At 61.6% G+C, this 15,572-nt stretch carries 12 protein-coding genes, 1 tRNA gene, 1 rRNA gene and 1 pseudogene; 4 read left to right on the top strand and 11 right to left on the bottom strand.

The genetic code is table 11. From position 1 onward, the window contains the following. The first annotated feature begins 90 nt into the window (after positions 1 to 90). The 3 genes from ACFMBG_RS08705 (at position 91) to ACFMBG_RS08695 (ending at position 2,794) form a co-directional block, all read left to right on the top strand. Positions 91 to 570, top strand: coding sequence for an RNA polymerase sigma factor (locus ACFMBG_RS08705; RefSeq protein WP_421054307.1), 480 nt, complete (start codon positions 91 to 93; stop codon positions 568 to 570). After that, positions 563 to 1,246, top strand: coding sequence for a hypothetical protein (locus ACFMBG_RS08700; protein WP_421054306.1), 684 nt, complete (start codon positions 563 to 565; stop codon positions 1,244 to 1,246). The genes ACFMBG_RS08705 and ACFMBG_RS08700 overlap by 8 nt, the downstream gene beginning before the upstream one ends. Positions 1,247 to 1,771: 525 nt before the next feature. Continuing rightward, the gene (locus ACFMBG_RS08695; protein ID WP_421054305.1) at positions 1,772 to 2,794 is read left to right on the top strand and encodes an IS110 family RNA-guided transposase; all 1,023 of its coding nucleotides are present in this window, start codon (positions 1,772 to 1,774) and stop codon (positions 2,792 to 2,794) included. A gap of 485 nt (positions 2,795 to 3,279) precedes the next feature. On the opposite strand, the gene ACFMBG_RS08690 is transcribed toward ACFMBG_RS08695, so the two are convergent. From ACFMBG_RS08690 to ACFMBG_RS08660, 7 genes are all read right to left on the bottom strand, one after another. Next, on the bottom strand, positions 3,280 to 4,632 hold the full coding sequence (locus tag ACFMBG_RS08690) for an NAD(P)/FAD-dependent oxidoreductase (RefSeq protein WP_421054304.1): 1,353 nt from the start codon (positions 4,630 to 4,632) through the stop codon (positions 3,280 to 3,282). A 27-nt stretch (positions 4,633 to 4,659) separates the two neighbouring features. Further along, positions 4,660 to 6,120 carry an aldehyde dehydrogenase family protein gene (locus tag ACFMBG_RS08685; RefSeq protein WP_421054303.1) on the bottom strand — a complete coding sequence of 487 codons (1,461 nt, stop codon included), beginning with the start codon at positions 6,118 to 6,120 and terminating at the stop codon, positions 4,660 to 4,662. After that, a complete protein-coding gene (locus tag ACFMBG_RS08680) occupies positions 6,117 to 6,935 on the bottom strand; it encodes an ABC transporter permease (protein ID WP_421054324.1) in 819 nt (272 codons plus the stop codon). The genes ACFMBG_RS08685 and ACFMBG_RS08680 overlap by 4 nt, the downstream gene beginning before the upstream one ends. Beyond that, the gene (locus ACFMBG_RS08675; RefSeq protein ID WP_421054302.1) at positions 6,935 to 7,831 is read right to left on the bottom strand and encodes an ABC transporter permease subunit; all 897 of its coding nucleotides are present in this window, start codon (positions 7,829 to 7,831) and stop codon (positions 6,935 to 6,937) included. Before ACFMBG_RS08675 ends, ACFMBG_RS08680 begins: the two co-directional genes overlap by 1 nt. A 10-nt stretch (positions 7,832 to 7,841) precedes the next feature. Further along, the gene (locus ACFMBG_RS08670; RefSeq protein WP_421054301.1) at positions 7,842 to 9,008 is read right to left on the bottom strand and encodes an ABC transporter ATP-binding protein; all 1,167 of its coding nucleotides are present in this window, start codon (positions 9,006 to 9,008) and stop codon (positions 7,842 to 7,844) included. A 93-nt stretch (positions 9,009 to 9,101) separates the two neighbouring features. After that, the gene (locus ACFMBG_RS08665; RefSeq protein WP_421054300.1) at positions 9,102 to 10,193 is read right to left on the bottom strand and encodes an extracellular solute-binding protein; all 1,092 of its coding nucleotides are present in this window, start codon (positions 10,191 to 10,193) and stop codon (positions 9,102 to 9,104) included. A gap of 51 nt (positions 10,194 to 10,244) precedes the next feature. Further along, positions 10,245 to 11,657, bottom strand: a complete 1,413-nt coding sequence (locus ACFMBG_RS08660) for an aminotransferase (RefSeq protein WP_421054299.1) — start codon at positions 11,655 to 11,657, stop codon at positions 10,245 to 10,247. Positions 11,658 to 11,850: 193 nt separating this feature from the next. On the opposite strand from ACFMBG_RS08660, the gene ACFMBG_RS08655 reads away from it, so the two are divergent. Further along, on the top strand, positions 11,851 to 12,456 hold the full coding sequence (locus tag ACFMBG_RS08655; protein WP_421054298.1) for a TetR/AcrR family transcriptional regulator: 606 nt from the start codon (positions 11,851 to 11,853) through the stop codon (positions 12,454 to 12,456). 724 nt (positions 12,457 to 13,180) lie between these two features. Here ACFMBG_RS08655 and ACFMBG_RS08650 read toward each other — a convergent pair. The 4 genes and pseudogenes from ACFMBG_RS08650 to rrf form a co-directional block, all read right to left on the bottom strand. After that, a pseudogene (locus ACFMBG_RS08650) lies at positions 13,181 to 14,394 on the bottom strand (IS91 family transposase). A gap of 6 nt (positions 14,395 to 14,400) precedes the next feature. Then, positions 14,401 to 14,832, bottom strand: a complete 432-nt coding sequence (locus tag ACFMBG_RS08645) for a tyrosine-type recombinase/integrase (protein WP_421054323.1) — start codon at positions 14,830 to 14,832, stop codon at positions 14,401 to 14,403. Between the two features lie 305 nt (positions 14,833 to 15,137). Then, a tRNA-Met gene (locus ACFMBG_RS08640) sits at positions 15,138 to 15,214 on the bottom strand. Between the two features lie 42 nt (positions 15,215 to 15,256). Then, positions 15,257 to 15,371, bottom strand: a 5S ribosomal RNA gene (gene rrf / locus ACFMBG_RS08635). Positions 15,372 to 15,572: the final 201 nt, after the last annotated feature.

The raw sequence follows: 15,572 nt of genomic DNA, 5'->3' as shown, positions 1-15,572 counted from the left end.
CCCGATTTAATCCCAAAATATATTTTTGCATGGAAGAAAACCCGTTCGTGCGCGTTATATAGATGAGCCTCAAGGAACCGGATTCACTTTATGAGTGAAGAATTCTCCAGTCTGCTAGTAGACGCCCTGCCCAAAATACGGCGTTTTTCCAGATCGTTGACCGGAGATGCAGCGGATGCCGATGACCTTACGCAAGAAACTGTTGCGGTCGCTCTAAACAGGCAAAGGCAGTGGACACCCGGCACACGGTTCGACAGTTGGGTCTACAAAATCGCTCAGAACCTGCACATAAGCGAGCTAAGGCGCACTACGGTTAGGCAAAGACATCGGCAATCGTTGAACGGATCGCAAACCTGGGTCCAAGGTGGCGCGGAAGCAAACTCTGATCTCGTCAACGTGGTCAACTTTATCCGGAGCCTGCCCGCCGAGCAACAGACCGTGATCGTTCTGGTTGCCGTGGAAGGACATAGCTATGCCGAAACGGCCGAGTTGTTGGGGATACCGGTAGGAACCGTCACAAGTCGTCTTTCTCGCGCACGGACTGCAATAAAGGGGTTTCGCAATGGTTGACGTGACCAACGAAGACGCACTCTATCGCTTTGTAGATGGAGAGTGTAGCCCATCTGAGGAACTGGAAATTCTGCGCGCTGAACGAAACGACGCTGATCTCGCGCGCCGTATCCGGGAAATGCGCGAACAGAATGCAACCCTACGCTTGGCGATGAATGTAGAACTGCTTAGCGAGCTACGCAACGACATAGTGCAAACAGCCAAAGAAGCTCATGAACAAAATGCGCTTCCTTCCCGGATATCTGAATTAGGCTACTATCGTGCACTTCTTACAGCTGCGTGTTTGGTCGCCGCGATTGGTCTCGGAACCGGCTGGAGCCACTGGCGTATTAACACCTGGCAAGATAAAGTGTCGACGCTGGCCGCCGAACGGGAAGCGGCCTTGGCCCTCGTTGTTCAGCAAGGGCTTGAAAGCTATCTGAGCGGAGAAACCTTCGAGTTAGACTACAGTGATTTGGATTTCGTCGCGGTGGTCCGCCCTGATGAAACCTACAAGAGCACATCCGGACACTGGTGCCGCGGTTTCACTGAACGCCTCAAAATCGGGGGGAAAGAAATTGAGCGCCAGGCAGTTGCTTGCCGGGACGGCAACGCCAAGAACTGGATGCGTATGCAGACTGTCACCAACGGGCCCATAGATGTCAATTTGCTGTTTTCGGATTTGAGCAGCTTGTAAGTTAGGCCGTGTTGACAAAGGGGTTTCACATCCGCTGCCATTTCACGGCTGGCAGGCCCCGCTAGCGGCTCAGCAGGTGCCCGCAGACACCCCGCTGCCCCCCACTTCTAATGCAACGAACTATGGTCAAGTTCCCCGAACCGAACATTCAGCTTGCCGTGATCACCCAAGGCGATGCTGCGCACTCCACATATGACATATGTCAGCGTTTGTCAGCGTTGCGCAGGAACCGGACTTTGCAAATCCCCTCCTGTCGCCAGATCAGGCCACGATTTTCGCCGTAGTGCCGCGATCAAAAGCTGCCGCTCGCCGAGCGGCGCAGCATGAAACTGGCCTCGTGTGACCAGGTTGCGGACGAAGTGAAAACTCGCTGCAAGCTGCTTCAAGGGCGGCAAACTGCGAACTTTACCTGCGGCGATCCGTTGGAAGGGCGGGCAGCTGATGGGGTGGATGGCTCCTGCTCCAACCGGCGTCGCAATGCGCCATAGTGCAGGTGTCTAAGTCTGCTTTGAGAGGAGCCACCCCATGCAAGTTACCACCATCGGCTTGGATCTGGCCAAGAACGTTTTTCAGGTTCACGGAATTGCCGAAGATGATGCAGTTGTTTTCAACCGTCCGCTGCGGCGTGCGCAGGTGTTACCATTCTTCAAGAAACTGGAACCTTGTCTGATCGGCATGGAGTCATGCAGTAGCGCCCATCACTGGGCGCGCGAACTGACCGCCCTGGGCCACGATGTTCGTTTGATCCCGCCGATGTATGTGAAGCCGTACGTCAAAAGCGGCCAATCAGACGCTATTGATGCCGAAGCAATTTGCGAAGTAGTGACCCGACCGACGATGCGGTTCGTGGCGATCAAGACAGTTGAGCAGCAGTCCCTGCTGTCACTGCATCGGGCGCGTGACCTTCTTGTTCGCCAAAGAACGCAGCTGATCAATGGCTTGCGAGGTCTGGTCGCCGAGTTTGGCATCTACATCTCCAGAGGGTTGGCACGGGTGATCGGGTTCGCTGACGACGTCACCCTCGGTGAATTTCTCGATCTACCGGACATCGCCAACGAGGTGATCCGTAACCTGTCTGAGCACCTCATGGCTCTGCATAAACGAGTCCGCTGGTACGAAGAACGCCTGAAGCAGGTCGCCAAAGAGGACGAGCGCGTTCGCTTGCTGCGCACAATACCCGGTGTTGGTGCTGTCACAGCCTCTGCAATCATCGCCAGCATCGGAGATGGTCACCAGTTCAGGATCGGTCGGGAGTTCGTAGCATGGCTGGGCCTAACGCCTGCCAACAAGTCCAATGGAGGGAAAGAGAAGCTGGGCCGGATCACCAAGATGGGTGACCAGTATCTCAGGCGACTGCTGGTCGTCGGGATGACATCGCTGGTCAGGCAAACCCGATCCCATCCTGAACGCGCCAGCAAGTGGCTGACCTCGCTGTTCGAACGCAAACCCGCGCGTGTCGCGACAGTCGCCATGGCCAACAAGACAGCCCGGATCGTCTGGGCCGTGCTCACCCGCAACGAACCTCATTGCCAAAGCGCCGCAGCCTGAGAGAGAAAGAAACAAAGAGTTAGCAAGACCCGCGATATGATGGTGCATAAGTCAGCCGCCAAAACCAGGACACCCCGCCGAATGACCCGGGCGTCACAGCCCGCTAAGCTGTAAGAGACCTGGTTTGCGGAACCCATCAGGGCCAGCGGTCAAAACCGCGCAAACAGGCCGGACACATGACTGCTTCTGACAAACGCACAAATCAGATCAAGAATGTCTTGCTATGCAGGAGCCATTCACACAGGTCGTTCGCTACAATCGTAAATGCACTGGTGGACGGTTGTCTGAGTGGGCATTCGTAATAAGCACTGGTTGCGATGTTCTGTGGAGGTAAGAAATCATGCAGCTTTCCGCACCGCCGCTCCTGAAGCCAGTGTTCGGCAGACTTAACGATCAGAAGATAAACAAGAATTAAGTGCAGGCACCACTTGGGTCATTCCCTCAAGGAATGAGGAGCATTGTCAGTCGAGGGAAACTGGAGACTCCTAAAGCAGATCCATGACACCGTAGCAGGTGTAGGCTAATGGCAGGCAATGGCGGCGGTACCTAGGGATGGGGAAGGTTGCGGGTTTGTTTTGCATAAGCTTAGGCATCGGGGCGCTGCAGGGCTTGCCGGCCGCAAGCCCTGCCAGCAACCGCCCGGTATAGGTTGCCAGGGCCACTCCTCCGCCGTGATAGCCGAACCCGGTCCAGGCGCGCTGCCAGTCTCCGATCTGACCGGCATAAGGCGTCAGGCCGCGGGTCAGGCAGACCAGACCGCTCCAGTGATATTCGGTTTCCGCATTAGCCAGAGCCGGGAACATCGCCTCGAAATCGCGGCGGATCTGTCGCTGCATCTGCAGCTTGGAGCCGGGGGTGATGTTGCTGGTGCCGCGCATCCCGAACAGCACCCGGTTGTCCGGCAGCAGGCGGAAGTAGTGCAGCAGGTTGCGGGTGTCATAGGCGATGCGCCGGGTGGTCCAGCCCTGGGCCTGTTTCTCTGCTTCGGTCAGGGGGCGGGTCACCATGATATGCGACACCACCGGCAGGTAGCGCCCGCGCAGCCAGTCCGGCAGGTTGTCGCTGCTGTAGCCGTTGCTGGCGACGATCAGCCGGTCCGCTGTGATACGGCCCGACGGCGTTTCGACGGTATAGGTGCCGCCGGGCTGCTCCTGCACCGAGAGCGCCGGGGTGCTGCCGTGGATCACGGCGCCTGCCCGCTGCGCAAGGCGGGCCAGTCCGGCCGCGTATTTGCCCGGGTTCAGGCCAAAGCCCAGGGGCAGCAGAAATCCGCCGTGGAACCCGTCGCCGTGCAGGCCCTCCTGCCGCATTTCCGCGGCCGACAGCACCGGGCAGTCCACCCCGGCATAGCGGCGCAGGCCTGCCACCATTTCCGGCAGGGCGCCGGCCGCGCGGGCGCTGTGAGCCAGGCAGTATTCGCCGTCCGCCTGCACATCGGCCTCGATGCCACCTGGCGACGTGAGATCGCGGACCAGCGCCACCGCCTCCTTCTGGGCGCTGTAGAAAGCCCGCAGATCATCCTCGCCAAAGCGGCGGATGATATCGCTGTCGCCCAGCTTGGCGCCGCCGAAGCCGCAGAAGCCGGCATTGCGCCCCGAGGCACCCCAGCCGGGCTGGGCAGCGTCGATCACCAATGGCGTCTCTCCGTGGTCGCGGGCCAGATGCAGCGCGGCGCTGAGGCCGGTGTAGCCCGCGCCAATCACCGCGGCACCCACGCGCCGGTCGCCGTCCAGCGCCGGATAGGCCGGGGCGGCGGGCAGCGTGGTGTCCCAGTAACTGCCGACCGGGACTTCGGTGTCGTAGGCGTGGGCGTCGTAGATGCGGCGGAGGGTTTTCATGGCACTGGTCCGTTTTGGCAGCCCCCGTCAGGGCGTTGCGATCACCTTGGTTTCGAGGAATTCGAGGATGCCTTCGCGGCCGCCCTCGCGCCCGATCCCCGACATCTTGACCCCGCCGAAGGGGGAGCCGGCGCCGAGGAAGGCGCCGTTCACGTTCACCATGCCGGACTGCAGGGCGCGGGCGACACGCGCTGCGCGGGCGCTGTCACCGGTCTGCACATAGGCCGAAAGGCCATAGGGCGTGTCATTGGCAATGGCGATGGCCTCGTCCTCGCTGCCGAAGGGGATCATCACCAGTACCGGGCCGAAAATTTCCTCCTGTGCGATACGCATTGAATTGTCAGCATCGGCAAAGATGGTGGGGCGGGCGTAGTAACCGGTCTCGAAGCCGTCCGGCCTGCCCGGCCCGCCGGCCACCAGCCGCGCGCCTTCTGCAATGCCGGCCTCGATCATCTCCTGCACGCGGGCATACTGCTGCGCGCTGGACAGCGGCCCCATGTGATCGCCCGGTTCGGCCGGATTGCTGACGGTCATTTGCGCGCATTTCGCCTGCGCCAGCTCCACCGCGTGGCCATAGATGCTGCGCTCGACCAGCATCCGGGTGGCGGCATCGCAGCTTTGGCCGGTGTTGATGAAACAGGCCTCCACCCCTTCGGCTATGGCGGTTTCCAGATCGCAATCGGCAAAGACCAGGTTCGGGGACTTGCCGCCAAGCTCCAGGGCGACCTTCTTGACGGTTTCCGCTGCATCGCGGGTCACTGCGACGCCGCCGCGCGTGGAGCCGGTGAAGGACATCAGGGCGACATCCGGGTGGCGCGACAGCGCAGCACCTGCCACCGGGCCTTCGCCGTGGACCAGGTTGAAGACGCCCGCGGGCACCCCGGCCTCGTGCAGTACCTCGGCATAGAGGATCGCCGACAGCGGTGTCAGCTCCGACGGTTTCAGCACCATGGTGCAGCCCGCAGCCAAGGCAGGGCCGACCTTCAGCACGATCTGGTTGATCGGCCAGTTCCAGGGCGTGATCAGCCCGCAGACGCCAGCCGGCATCCGCACCAGCGTGTCGCCGTTGGGCAGGTTTTCCTCGAAATCGAGCGCCTTCAGATCGGCGATGATGGCCTCCAGGTGGTCGATGCCAATCTGCGCCTGCATCTCGCGCGACATGGTGATCGGGGCACCCATCTCCAGCGAGATGGCTTTTGCGAAATCATCAATACGGGCGGTGTAGACCTCCAGCACCCTTTCAAGGAGCGCGATGCGCTCCTCGCGGCTGGTGGCGGCAAAACCGGGCAGCGCGGCCTTGGCTGCGGCCACGGCGGCGTTGACGTCACCTTCGCTGCCAAGCGCGAGGCGGCCGAGGGACTGTTCCGTGGCAGGGTTGATCACATCCACCGAGGCACTGCCGCGGGGGGCGGTCCAGCTGCCGCCGATGTAGAACTGGGACATGTTGTACTGCATTGCCGTATCCATTGAGGTTTGAGGGCGGGTCATGCGGCAGCGGCCGCCGCGCGGTGGTCCTGCTGCCGGCGCCGCTCCTGCCGGCGGTTGACAAGCGAGGCGGTGATGACGCCGGCGGTGACGAAGCCGATCAGCATGGTCGAAAGCGCGTTGATTTCGGGAGAGACGCCCAGCCGGACGGAAGAATAGAGCTTCATCGGCAGGGTGGTGGAGCCGGGGCCGGAGGTGAAGGTGGCGATCACCAGGTCGTCGAGCGACAGGGTGAAAGAGAGCAGCCAGGCCGAAATCACCGCGGGCGCGATCACCGGCAGGGTCACCTGGCGGAACGCTGATAACGGCGTGCAGCCCAGGTCCAGCGCCGCATCCTCCAGTGACCGGTCGAAGCTCGCCAGCCGGGAGGAGACCACCACCGAGGCATAGCACATGGCAAAGGTCGCATGGGCAATGGTGATAGTCCAGAAGCCGCGGTCGAGGCCGATGGCGACGAACAGCAGCAAGAGCGACAGGCCAGTCACAACCTCCGGCATCACCAGCGGTGCAAAGATCATGCCGGAGAACAGCGTGCGGCCCGGAAAGGATCCCATGCGAACCATGACAACCGCGCTGAGCGTGCCCAGCACCGTGGCCAGTGTGGCCGAGACAAAGGCGATGCGCAGGGTGATCCAGGCGGCCTCCAGATAGGCGTCGTTGCTCAGCACTATGCCGTACCATTTGGTGCTGAAACCGCCCCAGACGGTAACAAGGCGGGAGTCGTTGAAGGAGTAGATCACCACCAGCAGGAGCGGCAGGTAGAGGAAGGCCAGGCCGAAGGTCAGCGAGGTCAGGTTGAACATGTTGAAGCGGCGGATCATCCCAGTTCCTCCTGATGTTTCTGCTGGTGGCGCTGGAACAGCACGATAGGCACGATCAGGATGGTCAGCAGCACGATGGCCACTGCCGCCGCCACGCCCCAGTCGCGGTTGGAGAAGAACTCGAGCCACAGGGTCTTGCCGATCATCAGCGTGCCGGAGCCGCCCAGAAGGTCGGGGATCACGAATTCGCCGATCGCCGGGATGAAGACCAGGAAACAGCCCGCAACCACCCCCGGCAGCGACAGCGGCAGAGTGATCTGTCGGAAGGCGGCAAGGGCGCTGCAGCCGAGATCCTCGGCGGCTTCCAGCAGCCGGCCGTCGATCCGTTCCAGCGAGGCATAAAGCGGCAGGATCATGAACGGCAGATAGGAATAGACGATGCCGATATAGACCGCGATTTCCGTGTGCATGATCGCCAGCGGCTGATCAATGATGCCGAGCTTCATCAGGGTGAGGTTCAAGAAGCCCTCGTTCTTGAGAATGCCGATCCAAGCGTAGATGCGGATCAGGAAGCTGGTCCAGAACGGCAGGATCACCAGCAGCAGCAGTGTCTTGCGCCAGTCCCGCGGCGCCTTGGCCATGGCATAGGCCACCGGATAGCCGATCATCAGGGTGAGCAGCGTTGCGATGGCGGCGACCTTCACGCTGTTGATATAGGCCTTGAGATAGATGCCGTCCTCGGCCAGCCAGACGAAATTCTCGAAGTCCAGCGCCGCAAAGGCCGCGCGCAGCCCGGCAAGTCCCTCGTCGAAGCTGAACGTCGGTGCATAAGGCGGGCTGGCGGTGACCGAGTCCGAAAGTGCGATCTTGATGACGATCAGGAACGGCACCAGGAAGAACAGCCCCAGCCAGAGATAGGGCAGCAGGATCAGCAGGCGGCGTGATGTCCTCATGGTTCTGCCCTCACGCGTCCACCAGCACGCAGGCGCCCGCGCGCCAGCTGAGCCAGACCCGGTCGTTCCAGTCGATTTCGCGGCGCGAGGTCAGGAGCCGGTTGGCCTCCTGCGCGCGGATCAGCATTCCGCCGTCAAGCCGCACCAGGAAGGTGGAGGCGCTGCCGGTGTAGGAGATCTCCTCGACCGTGCCCTCGACCATGTTCACGTTAGAGGCTTTCGCGGGCCGGTCCTTGGTGACGTGGATCTTCTCGGGACGCAGCACCAGCGTCTTGCGGGCGCCGGGGGGCAGCACATCCTCGGGCTGCGGGCGGATCGCCAGCCGGGTGCCGCCATCCCAGCGGGCCAGCGCCAGCTCGCCGTCCATGCCAGCGAGCTCAACATTGATCAGGTTCACATTGCCGATGAAATCAGCGACATAGCTGGACGCCGGGTGCTCATAGATCCGCGCGGGGGTGTCGGTTTGCAGCAGTTTGCCCGCCTTCATTACTGCAATGCGCGAGGAAACGGTCATCGCCTCGTCCTGATCGTGGGTCACGATGATGAAGGTGAGGCCCAGCTGGTCCTGCACATCCATCAGCTGGAACTGGGTCTCCTCGCGCAGCTTCTTGTCGAGCGCGCCCAGCGGCTCGTCCAGCAGCAGCACCTTGGGTTTCTTGGCCAGCGAGCGCGCCAGCGCCACCCGCTGCATCTGGCCGCCGGACAGCTGGTGCGGCTTGCGGTCGGCGAAGCCTTCGAGCTGCACCAGCGCCAGCATTTCGTCGACCCGGTCCTGGAGGTCGCGTTTCTTCCAGCGATCCTGTTTGAGCCCGAAGCCGATGTTTTTTGCCACCGACATATGCGGAAACAGCGCGTAGGACTGGAACATCATGTTGATCGGGCGCCGGTTGGCAGGGATTCCGGTCAGGTTCTGGCCGTCCAGCAGGATGCGGCCCGAGGTCACTTCCTCAAACCCGGCCAGCAGCCGCATCATCGTGGTCTTGCCGCAGCCGGAGGGGCCAAGGAGCGAGAAGAACTCGCGTTCCCGGATCTCCAGGTTCAGATCCGAGATCGCGGTGAAGCTGCCAAAGGTCTTGGTCACATTCTCGAAGCGGATCAAGGGCGGGCGGGCTGGTTCCAGCGGACTGGCGGGTTCGGCCCGGGCGGCGGCGGCACTGGCCGGATCATGGAAGTTCATTGGTGCAGGTTCCCCTGTTGCAGGTGCCTGCCGCGGCATGAGCGGGCGCCGCGGCGGCGCAAGGCAGGCGCAGCCCTGAAGCTGCGCCCGAATTCACTGGCCGGTGCGGACCTTGGACCAGGTGCGGGTGTAAAGGCGCTCTGTCTTACGGTCCTGCAGCACCGGAGTTGTCAGCATCTCCATCGTCGCCTCGGTCGGATAGACGGCGGGATTGCCGGTCAGCTCCGGGTCGATCTCTGCCTGGGCGGTGAGATTGGCGCTGCCGTAGCGAATGAAGTTGGCGTTCTGCGCCGACACCGAAGGCTGCAGCAGATAGTTCAGGAAGGCATGGGCCTCCTCGACGTTCCTGGCATCAGCCAGGATGGCGAGGCCGTCAAAGTCCAGCAGCGTGCCTTCCTCCGGGATGATGTATTCCAGGGTGACACCATTGCCGGCCTCCTTGGCGCCATCGGCAGCCCAATAGGCATCGCCGCTCCAGGTCAGGCCGAGGCAGGCATCGCCGTCCGACAGGGCGCCGATCATGGCGTCGGTGGAAATCTGGGCGATATTGTCCCGGATGGCGCCGATATGCGCCCCGGCGGCGGTGATCTGGTCCTTGTCGCTGGTGTTGGGGTCCTGGCCCATGTCGATCAGCGCGGCGCCGATCACGTCGATGGGGGAGTCCACGATCATCACGCTGCAATCGGCCAGCTTGCCGGAGATCTCCGGGTCGAACAGCAGGTCCCAGGATTTGGGGTGATCCGGTCCCAGCCGCTCTGCCAGCTTGCCGGTGTTGTAGGCGATGCCGAAGGTCCACCAGTTGTAGGGCACCAGGTATTCGTTGCCGGGATCGAAGGTCTCGATCAGGCCGGCGATCTTGGGCCAGACGTGCTGCAGGTTGGGGATCTTCGACTTGTCGATCTTTTGCAGCACCCCGGCGGAGATCAGCCGCGCGGTGCCGGTGGAGGAGGGAACGATGATGTCATAGCCGGAGCTGCCCGCCAGCACCTTGGTTTCCAGCATCGCGTTGGAATCATAGGTGTCATAGGTGACGTCGATGCCGGTTTCAGCCTCGAAGGCTTCGATGATCGCCGGATCCAGGTAGTCGCTCCAGTTATAGATCACCAGTTCGCCCTCTGCCGCCGCGGCGGCGCCCCAGATGGCGGCCGTTCCGGCCAGCAGGCTGTTTGTCAGCTTGGATTTCATGGTTCCCTCCCGTGTAGGATTTCTGTTTGCTTTTCTTTTGGGATGCGGGCCTCAGGCCCGCTCCGCTTCCAGCTCCAGCCCTTGCCCCAGCAGCTCTTGCGTGGCGCGTTCAACGCCTTCGGTCAGCAGGTCGAACATGTCGTCGATCTGGGTTTCGCTGATCACCAGCGGCGGCGAGAAAATCGCCATGCTGCCGTAGGGGCGGACCATCAGCCCCAGTTCCTGGCAGCGGGCGTCGATCACTGCACCGATGGTGGCGTCGATTTCTGCGCTGGCCTGGCCGTCGCGGGTCAGCGAGCATTCGATGCAGCCCACCAGCCCCATGCCGCGCACATCCGCGATCAGCGGCAGCTCCAGCATCTGGCGCAGGCGCTTCTGGAAATGCGGGGTCACCTTCTGGACGTGTTCCAGAATGCCGTCGCGCTCAAAGATCTCGATGTTTTTGAGACCCGCCGCGGCGCAGACCGGGTGGCCGGAATAGGTGTAGCCGCTGGTGAAATAAACATCCTTGGAGACATCGCCCTCGATGTCCGCAAACAGGCGGTCGGAGAAGATCGCGGCCCCCATCGGCGCATAGCCCGAGGTCAGCCCCTTGGCGCAGGTGATGATGTCCGGTGTGATGCCGAACAATTCTTCGGAGGCGAACCAGTGGCCGAGGCGGCCAAAGCCGGTGACGACTTCATCCGAGATATACAGCACGTCATATTTGCGGCAGACCTCAAGACAGCGCTTGTGGTAGCCCGCGGGCGGCACGATCACGCCGCCGGAGCCCAGCACCGGCTCAGCAATGAAGGCGGCGACGTTGTCCGCGCCCAACTCAAGAATGGCGTTTTCCAAGTCTGCCACTTTTTCGTCGAGAAAGACCTCGATGCTCATGCCAGCGGGCCGGCGGAAGGCGTTCACGTCGGGCAGGAAATGGGGGATGACCTGATCAGTGTCGAACCACTGGCGCTCGCTCGGCTTGCCGCTGAGCGAGGCGGTCAGATAGGTGCCGCCGTGATAAGCGTGCGCGCGGGTGATGATCCGCTTCTTGGCCGGCTTGCCCAGCAGGTTGTTGCGGAAGTGGACAAAGCGGATGGCGGTATCGACCGCGGTGGAGCCGCCGGTGGTGAAAAAGACCCGGTTGAGGTCACCCGGCGCCCGCTCGGCAATCGCGTGGGCAAACTCGGCGCTGACCGACGTGGCCTCACTGAAGGGGGAGCAATAGGCCATCTTGCGGGCTTGTGCCGCCATCGCATCAGCAATCTCGGTATTGCCGTAGCCCAGCTGCATGCACCACATGCCGCCGGGGCCGTCGATCACCTTGTTGCCGTGCTCGTCGTAAACATAGATGCCTTCGGCGTACTCGCTGAACGTCCTGTCGGCTTTTCCGGCACCCTGAACTTCCAGCCCTTCCCACGGATGGAAGTAGTTTTCCTTGTCCCAGGTTTTGAAGTTTTCGAAGTCGTTTCCAAGTTTGGTCATCACGGCCCTCTGTCCGGAGTTGTTGCTCTCATGAATGAACGTACATACATTAAGACATAAGTGAATGATCGTTCATTGTCGATGGAAATCTGTTGCAATCACGGGCAAGGTGTTGGAAAGGCGGCGGGCCGGTGGCAAGAACATGAGAGGCGAGCAGATGGCAAGTGCCGAAGATACAAGGAAAAAGCGGAAGGTGGACAAGGACCTGCACCGGGAGGTCCTGCTGGATGCCACCGCCAGCGTGATCCTTCGGCACGGCGTGAGCGGCGCCACGATCAGCCGTATTCAGGAGGAATCCGGGCTGTCGCGCGGCATGATCAACTTGCATTTCCAGTCCAAGGACAATCTGATTCGCGAACTCGCCATCCACATGACGCGGCAGTACAATGACGCCTGGCAGAGCTTCACCAGCCAGGCCGCCGCCGGGGTCAGCACGCCGGAAGATGCCGCCGCCCGCCTGCAGGCACTGTTCGAAACGGATTTTTCAGAAGCGGTGCTGAACAAGCGCAGCGCCCGGCTGACCTTTGCCTTCCGCGCCGAGCCGGACCTGCAGGTGTTGGGGCCCGGTTACATCGAAACCCGCGGAACCGCCCTGCATGACCATGTGCGCAGCTGCTGCCGGGTTTTGTGCGAAGCATGCGGCACCCAAGGCGATCCCGAAAAGGTCGCCATGGCAATCATGTCGCTGCTGGAAGGGCTGTGGACTGATTTTCACGCCCACCCCGACGAATTCAGCAGAGAGAACGCGGTAGAAATCTGCCGGACCACCGCCCGCGCATTCTTCCCCGGTTACTTCTGAACAGAAAGCACGGGCGGGCCGCCATCTTTTGCAAAGGGGGCAGTAAAAGCGAGATTCCCAGGCGCAATATTGGTGCCCAAACGCCTGTCATAAGAACAAAACTCCTTCAACGGAAACTTCGAAGATGTCCGCTTTGCAAAAGTTGCACTTCCGAAAACCCGAGGGTGCTGATGTCCCGCTTGGGTCGGTAGCCCCGCTTGCTTCCACAGTGCTTCCAGCGCCTTGGCACCGAACGCAGAAAACCCCGCGGTTGCGGGGCGTAAGTATCTGATATTGATTTCATATTTTGGTTGCGTGAGCAGGCAACCGCCGTACCCTACCTACCCTCTCCGCAATCATATAAACCCATGATAGCGCGCAGCTAATGGCACCTTTGCTGCAGGTTTCTCGGACGCCACGCGCGACGTTTGAATGATGCGCGGCATTGCCTGGCGTCGGAGAAGCGCGCAAGCGGGAAATCGCGGTGTTCGAATTGGGTAGACCAGCTGGCTCTATGGGGATTTGAAGCGGTTGATGGCCTTGGTTCTTTTTCTGCAGGTAGGGCCAACTGCGCTCGTTGCAGGCAACTTCGGCACGGATTTTGTGAGCTTTGAGGGGCATGCGCCGCGTCTCGCGGTGCTCGGCAACCTTCGCATCACTACTATCCGGGTTGCACGCATACCGGATTGGCCGCAAGCGGTATCGCGAGCAGCGGCGATTGGAACTCCGGTCTTTGGCGTGCATGTCATGCGGCGGCCCTCCCTGTTCCTGGCGGCGCCCTGGGGCATCGTTCTGGCGCGATGGTTTCGGCGATGATCAGGTGCCCGCCGCAGCAGGGGCATGGCAGCGCGAGGACGCGGGCAAGTGCATCAGCGTCATCGGCTGTGCCGTCGTGCGCGTAACCCTGATCAGATGTTTCGACCCCAAGCACTTCCCTGATCCTGGCGATATTGGCGGCACGGTTGCCATTCCCGAAGAAGCCGTAGTGGCGGATGCGATGCTGTCCCTTGGGCAGTACATGGATCAGGAAGCGGCGGATGAACTCGCCGGTCTTGAGGGTCATGGTGGTATGCCGCCCCGGACCGTTGACGCGGTAATCCTTGACGCGGAAGGTGACGCTCCGGCTGTCCATGCGGATCAGGCGGCTGTTGGAGATTGCAACACGGTGGGTGTAGCGCGATAGGTATGCCAGCACGGCCGTGGGTCCGGCGAAGGACTCCTTGGCATACACGACCCAATCGATCCTGCGCAGCGGTTGCAGGAACGCGTTGAAGGCTGCGCGATCCGCAAGCCCGGCTTGGTCGCCAAAGAAATGCAGCTTCCCGGCTTTGTGCAGCCGGGCCAGCCCGTCCAGAATGAGGTGCCGGTAGAGGCGGGACAGCACCCGGACTGAGAGGAAGAAGTTCCTGCGGCAGGCGATCCACCGCGCACCGTCCGCAGACAGGCCGCCGCCCGGCACGATCATGTGGACATGCGGGTGGTGCGTCATCGCCGAACCCGTCGTGTCGAAGACGCGCCTCCGGCACGATGTGTGCAGGACGGATGTGATGCCGGCCCGTGCGCCAAGGTGCTTGGGATCGGCGGCGATCCGGATCACCGTGTCCGCACTCGCCCGCATCAGCAGATTGTAGATCTCTCGTATATTATGGTGGGCGATGTCGGCGACCGGTTTTGGCAGCGTGAAGACCAGAGTTCCGCCTCGCGCGCCGCCAGCCAGGCCTCGGCCGCACCCCCTTGGCACTTGGGGCAATGGCGATTGCGGCAAGAGTTGTAGGCAATGTGTTCATGCCCGCAGTCTTCACAACGCGCGGCATGGCCGCCGAGCGCTGCCGTGCGGCAGCGCGTGATGGCGTTCATCACTTTCAACTGGTCGAGGCTGATATGGCCTGCATTGGCCGCCCGCCAGGCAGAACCATGGCCCCGGAAGATGTCCGCAACCTCCAGCTTCGGCCGGGACAACGCAGTCTATGAGGCGCCTTTCCTGCGCTTCGCCGCGGTCAGGCCGTCCAGCGGGCTCTCCGCCGCCGAGATCATGCCGGTGGCAACGCTGGCATAGTGCGCCGTCGTGGTGAGTTTGGCATGCCCGAGCAGCGCCTGAATGATCCGGATATCCACGCCGCGTTCCAGCAGATGCGTCGCGAAGCTGTGACGCAAGGTGTGCAGAGTGACCGGCTTGGTGATCCCGGCGGCCAGCACTGCCTGCTTGAACAGCCGCGAGATCTGTTTGGTCGAAAGATGCCGCCCGCAATAGCCGGGAAAGAGCGCGCGATCAGGCCCGGACACACCCCTGTCGTTGACGGTCGGGCGTTCGGTCCACCAGACCCGCAACAGGCTCAGAATATCAACGGGCAGCATCACGTTGCGGTCCTTGCGTCCCTTCGACTGCACAATGCGGATAACTACGGGCGTTTTATCTCACTGTATGCCCCGAAGCCGACCCTCACCACACCTATGAAGGAAAGTCCGCTTTACGCGGACCCGCCCATCTAAGCGCTTCGTCCGCAGAGACTTTGCAGCGGCCGGTACCTGCAGCTGAGCTGCCATTTCACGGCTGGCGGGAGCAGCTGGCGCTACCGCGCGGGCACCGGCGGCGGGATCCGCTAGCGGTCCGGAACGTAGCACCATTGTAGCACTGAGGTTTGCGGCGCAAACGCGGAAAGCGCCCCTTGGGGCGTTAGCGGGTTGTTTTATCTGTTAGATTTTGGTTGCGGGAGCAGGATTTGAACCTGCGACCTTCAGGTTATGAGCCTGACGAGCTACCTGGCTGCTCCATCCCGCGCCAATTCTGCATCGTTTTCGAGAGGATGTTGGATTTTACTAGGTTTGGCGGTGACCTACTCTCCCAGGGCTTGAGCCCAAGTACCATCGGCGCGACAGTGCTTAACTTCCGGGTTCGGGATGGGACCGGGTGTTTCACTTGTGCTGTGGCCACCAAACCGAGAAAAATCCAGCAAGCCTGCGGCTTGCGGAGTTTTCTCGGTTGGCGGCCGGCAGCGTGTTTGCGAAGCAAATACGCGAGAGGCCGCACCTGAGTTACGTCACGGGGACGGTTCCACAAGGGCAGGCAATACAATCAGCATGTCCAAGTTCTTGGGATGGTTTGCTTATTTGGTCTGTAACACTGTCTGTTACTGGAT

Source organism: Leisingera coralii (genome assembly GCF_049056525.1).
In the GTDB taxonomy this organism is placed as follows: Bacteria; Pseudomonadota; Alphaproteobacteria; order Rhodobacterales; family Rhodobacteraceae; genus Leisingera; species Leisingera coralii.
This window is presented reverse-complemented; position numbering and strand designations above follow the sequence as displayed.

Bases quoted from the DNA above. Each gene is read 5' to 3' on its own strand.
- ACFMBG_RS08670 (WP_421054301.1), bottom strand. From the start codon at position 9,008: ATGAACTTCCATGATCCGGCCAGTGCCGCCGCCGCCCGGGCCGAACCC.
- ACFMBG_RS08700 (WP_421054306.1), top strand. From the start codon at position 563: ATGGTTGACGTGACCAACGAAGACGCACTCTATCGCTTTGTAGATGGA.
- ACFMBG_RS08675 (WP_421054302.1), bottom strand. From the start codon at position 7,831: ATGAGGACATCACGCCGCCTGCTGATCCTGCTGCCCTATCTCTGGCTG.
- ACFMBG_RS08685 (WP_421054303.1), bottom strand. From the start codon at position 6,120: ATGACCCGCCCTCAAACCTCAATGGATACGGCAATGCAGTACAACATG.
- ACFMBG_RS08660 (WP_421054299.1), bottom strand. From the start codon at position 11,657: ATGACCAAACTTGGAAACGACTTCGAAAACTTCAAAACCTGGGACAAG.
- ACFMBG_RS08705 (WP_421054307.1), top strand. From the start codon at position 91: ATGAGTGAAGAATTCTCCAGTCTGCTAGTAGACGCCCTGCCCAAAATA.
- ACFMBG_RS08690 (WP_421054304.1), bottom strand. From the start codon at position 4,632: ATGAAAACCCTCCGCCGCATCTACGACGCCCACGCCTACGACACCGAA.
- ACFMBG_RS08665 (WP_421054300.1), bottom strand. From the start codon at position 10,193: ATGAAATCCAAGCTGACAAACAGCCTGCTGGCCGGAACGGCCGCCATC.
- ACFMBG_RS08695 (WP_421054305.1), top strand. From the start codon at position 1,772: ATGCAAGTTACCACCATCGGCTTGGATCTGGCCAAGAACGTTTTTCAG.